The organism is Herbaspirillum sp. UBA812, from assembly GCF_002296545.1.
Lineage (GTDB): Bacteria > Pseudomonadota > Gammaproteobacteria > Burkholderiales > Burkholderiaceae_D > Herbaspirillum > Herbaspirillum huttiense.
The window spans coordinates 3264-7665 of sequence record NZ_DBIC01000288.1 but is presented as its reverse complement, the minus strand read 5'-3'; the positions used below and the strand labels follow the sequence as shown (position 1 = coordinate 7665).

The 4402-nt window shown below is 61.7% G+C and carries 4 protein-coding genes; 2 read left to right on the top strand and 2 right to left on the bottom strand.

All coding sequences use genetic code 11. The features are described from left to right. Positions 1-301: 301 nt before the first annotated feature. Positions 302-1873, bottom strand: a complete 1572-nt coding sequence (locus B3873_RS19860; protein ID WP_286868500.1) for a methyl-accepting chemotaxis protein — start codon at positions 1871-1873, stop codon at positions 302-304. A 166-nt stretch (positions 1874-2039) separates the two neighbouring features. Continuing rightward, positions 2040-3284: an alpha/beta hydrolase family protein gene (locus tag B3873_RS19855; RefSeq protein ID WP_276844253.1), complete on the bottom strand. Its 1245-nt coding sequence runs from the start codon at positions 3282-3284 to the stop codon at positions 2040-2042. A 284-nt stretch (positions 3285-3568) separates the two neighbouring features. On the opposite strand from B3873_RS19855, the gene B3873_RS19850 reads away from it, so the two are divergent. After that, on the top strand, positions 3569-3958 hold the full coding sequence (locus B3873_RS19850) for a hypothetical protein (RefSeq protein ID WP_039786042.1): 390 nt from the start codon (positions 3569-3571) through the stop codon (positions 3956-3958). A gap of 164 nt (positions 3959-4122) precedes the next feature. Next, positions 4123-4402 (top strand): response regulator (locus B3873_RS19845; protein WP_286868497.1); only part of this gene is annotated, 280 nt, incomplete at its 3' end.

Here is a 4402-nt window from a genome sequence, read left to right as displayed (position 1 = left end):
GCAAGACCCGCGATCACATCCATCACCTCAAGAAGAGCATGCGCGTCTCCAGCCAGGCGGAAGTGATCGAAAAAGCCGTCGCCATCGTGCGCGCCATCGACCTGGCCGCCAAGGGCGAACTGCCCGACAACTGATGCATCCTGGCCGCAACCGGTTCCGGTTGCGGCTTTCTCCCCTCCATTCCTTTCCTCATGCCGTTTCAGGCGATGGCTCGTGATCGGCGTCCTTCACCCATAAAAAAAGCTGCCCAATATCTGGACAGCTTTCCTGGGGCTTAGGCGGCCTGAGCCGTCCCGGCGACTTATCCCAGCACACCTCTTGCCTGCTGTGGCAAGCGGAAGACGGCCACTTTCTCGGCCAGTTCGGCGGCCTGCCCCTGCATGGAGCGTGAAGCGGCTGCCGCCTCCTCGACCAGCGCCGCATTCTGCTGGGTAACTTCATCCATCTGCGCCACGGCCTGGTGCACCTGCTCGATGCCGGCGCGCTGCTCTTCACCGGCGGCGCTGATCTGGCCGATGATGGTATTGACCTGGGCCACGCTCTGCACGATCTCATCCATGGTCTGGCCGGCCTTCTTGACCAGTTGCGCACCGGAGTCGACCTTCTCCACCGAGTCGCCGATGAGGACCTTGATCTCCTTGGCGGCCGCCGCCGAACGCTGGGCCAGGCTGCGCACTTCGGTAGCGACCACGGCAAAGCCGCGTCCCTGCTCGCCTGCACGTGCCGCTTCCACCGCTGCGTTGAGCGCCAGGATGTTGGTCTGGAAGGCAATGCCGTCGATCACGCCGATGATGTCCACGATCTTGCGGGCGGAGGCATCGATGGCATCCATGGTGCTGACCACGTCGCCGACGATGGCACCGCCCTGCCCGGCGACGTTGGAAGCGGCCTGTGCCATCTCCGCGGCCTGGCGGGCATTCGCACTGTTTTGCTGTACGGTGGAGGTCAACTCCTCCATCGAAGAGGCGGTTTCTTCCAGCGAACTGGCCTGGTGTTCGGTGCGTGCCGACAGGTCCTGGTTACCGGCAGCGATTTCCTGCGACGCGGTGGCGATGGTATCGGCACCGGTGCGCACGTTGGAAACGATGTCGACCAGTGCCGTATTCATCTCGCGCAACGCACCGAGCAGGTCGCCGGTTTCATCCGGTGCGCTGTCGGTAATGGTCTTGGTCAGGTCGCCATTGGCTACCTTGCGGGCCGCATCGACGGCATCGGCCATGGGTACGGTGATGGAGCGGCTGATGGCCAGTGCAGCGATCAGGCCCAGCAGAACCGCCACCGCTGCCGAGACGCCGAGGATAGTTGCAGAAGTAACGTAAGTCGCATGCGCTGCTTCACTGGCCTCGCGCATCTGACCCTCAAAGCGCGTCACCATCTGCTGCAAGGTGGCGAGCAACTCCCCTTGCGTCTTGTACCGAGGGCCAAACAGCAAGCGTTGTCCCTCGACGTTCTGGTTCTTCAGTCCCAGTGCCACGACATCATTGGTAAAAGCGAAATAGGCTTTGCTCTGTTCATCTGCACGCGCGACCAGGCTACGTCCTTCATCGGTCGAAACGGAATTGCGCAGATAGTCCAGCGTTTTCTGGTACTCGGCCAGGTCCTTGTCGATGGACTGCTTGTTGCTGTTCATCTGGGCATCATCTTCCAGGATGATGATGTTGCGCGCCGAACGGGCGATATTCATCATCAGGTACTGCATCTTCTGGGCCGCATTGACCTTCGGATAAATGGCGCCGCTCAGTCGGGACGAGGTAGTGTCCAGCGAAGACATGCGAGTGATGCCGATGAAGGTGATGATCACCAGCAACAGCAGGAGGGCGGCAAAGCCCGCAGCCAGGCGGGGGCCAAGGCGGAGACGGCGGAGAGGATTCATGTGGATTGCGCAGTGGAGTCGGACAGGACCGGCGGGAGTGCCGGTGCGGGGATGATAAGCCGGATGAGCTGCCGCATCACGGCAGAATAAAGGGGCAGACACAGGTCTGATCCGCCCTTGCGCCCTTCCATCCGGCCTGCGCCGCGGCCACGGCAAGCAACGCGCGTTACTGCCCCGCCACCTTTTCATCGAACCAGCGCTTCCACGCGGGCACTGCGGTGGCAAAGGTGCCGCGATGCGTAGTCGGTCCGGTGGAGACCGCCTGTACCCGCGTGTTCCCCGAACCCATGGCCTGTGCATAGGTCATGGCCATGCGACCCACGCCGGGGGTGATGGCCTCATCCGTTTCGCCATAGTAATTGCGCACGTCGGAACGGATCACCCAGCGATAGGCCTGGGTGGTCGCGATCAGGCGGCCATAGGCGGACCGGGCGAAATACTGCGGGTCAAAATATTCCGGCCGCATCAGCTTGTGCAGGTCGGTCGGAATATCGGCCACATTGAAGGGCTGCCGATCGTAGGCATTCTTGGCGACCGGGTAGGCCGCATCAGTGAGCACCGAGCGCGCCAACCCCGGCACACCGTAATAATTTTCGAAGGCAAAGGCTGACAGAATGACGATGCTGTTGAGCCAGGCCGCATCATTGGGGCGTGGAAAAGTGAGAAATCCTTCGAGCAGCGCGAACACGTCCAGCGGTGCACTGGCGGTCGTGGCCGCATCGACCTTGACGCCGGCCGCTTCCAGTTTTTCAAGGAAGGCCATGGTCACGAAACCACCCTGCGACCACCCGGAGAGAAACAGCTTGTCCTCGCGCACCCCCATGCTGGCCAGCACGCTGCGCGCGGCCAGCAGCATGTCATAGGTGGCTTGCTGGTGGCTGCCCTTGACCATGTAGCCTTCCGGCTCGCTGGAAATGCCCATGCCGAAATAATCGGCGCCGATGAGCGCATAGCCCTGCCCGGCGAACTGGGCAATCATCAACTGCGTTTCGGGCGATTGTTCGGGGAAGGACGGGACCTGCTGCCGTTCATACACGGTGCCATGCTGATAGGACACCAGCGAATAGGATTTGGCCGGCGTATCCGGCAACGCCAGCAAGCCCGAGGCGAGGATAGGCTGGTTGCCGCGCTCCGGGATCACGGAAGGATACGTGATGCGATAGAGCCGCACGGCATTGCGTGCGGGGGAGTAATTGACGGGGACGCCGGAGAATGCCGGCGTATCCTTTTGCAGAATGCTGTTGAGCCTGTCAACATCCCAGCGGCCGATCAGCTGATAGCGCACGCCGGAGGCCACCGCCTGCACCGCCGGGGTGGCGGGGGCCTGGGCCGATGCAGCAACTGGCAGGATGGACAACATGGCGCTCAGTGCGCCCAGGACCATCCCGGCACGCATCAGACATGACTTCATCGCTTCCCCTTTTCTTGTATTGGAAATGAATCACTGCAATCGTTTGCATGGCCTTTGTACGGCGCAATTGCGGCGCAAGCATCGTGTACGTAATGACATCAGTCTGGCGCATTATGACGAGCCGCATCGTAGCGCAAAGCAGGAAAAGCGGGACCTTTACCGTGCAAGCACAAGTTTGGGCGCACCGTAACTTCTGGTATAAACAGTGGCTGGAACGTCGCCGCCATTCCCCCCGATGGCGGATGACGCCACTTACCCCCCCGATATTGAGAAACGAGCAAGCCATGAACAAGCGTACCCCCTCCCGCTTCCGCTTCCTGAAGCTGGCCGCCCACGCTGGCCTGATCTGCGCCGCGGTCCTGAGCCATCAGGCACACGCGCAGGCCAATCTGGACTTCTTCTCCAACACGGCCGTGGCCGATCTGAAGAAAGAACAGATCAATTCCCTGTATGCCGCCATCACCGCGTCCCTGGACGCCGGCGTGAACGGCAAGACCTCGCAGTGGACCGATGGCCCCAAGCCCACCACCACGGCCAAGATCACCCCGGCCTTCGAGCAAAGCACCCCGCCCTGCGCCAATGTGGACCTGGTGGTCACCAGCAAGCGTGGCACCGAGCCGCTGAAATTGCGTTACTGCAAGAACAGCGCAGGCAAGTGGGCACTGAGCAACTGATCCGCTGATCCTCCACGACCGCGGGCTGCGCGGCAACCGTTCCGGCCAGTTCCGGTGCTCCGTTGATCGGCAGCGCCGGCGGGCGCCATCGGCGCTACCTGTCACCGGCGCGCGATTTGCTGTTTGCTGCGCATCACACCTTTCCCTCAAGGTAGCTTTTCACCATGGCTGATACAGACCAACACTTTCTCGTCGTCGATGATTTTTCGACGATGCGCCGCATCGTCAGCGGCCTGCTCAAGGAACTCGAATACACCAAGATCGTGGAGGCCGATGACGGCTCCACGGCCCTGAAGATTCTGGAATCCGGAGCCTCCAACATCACCTTCGTCCTGACCGACTGGAACATGCCGGTCATGGATGGCCTGACCCTGCTCAAGAAGATCCGCTCCACCCCTTCCCTGGCGCATCTGCCGGTGCTGATGATCACGGCCGAAGCCAAGA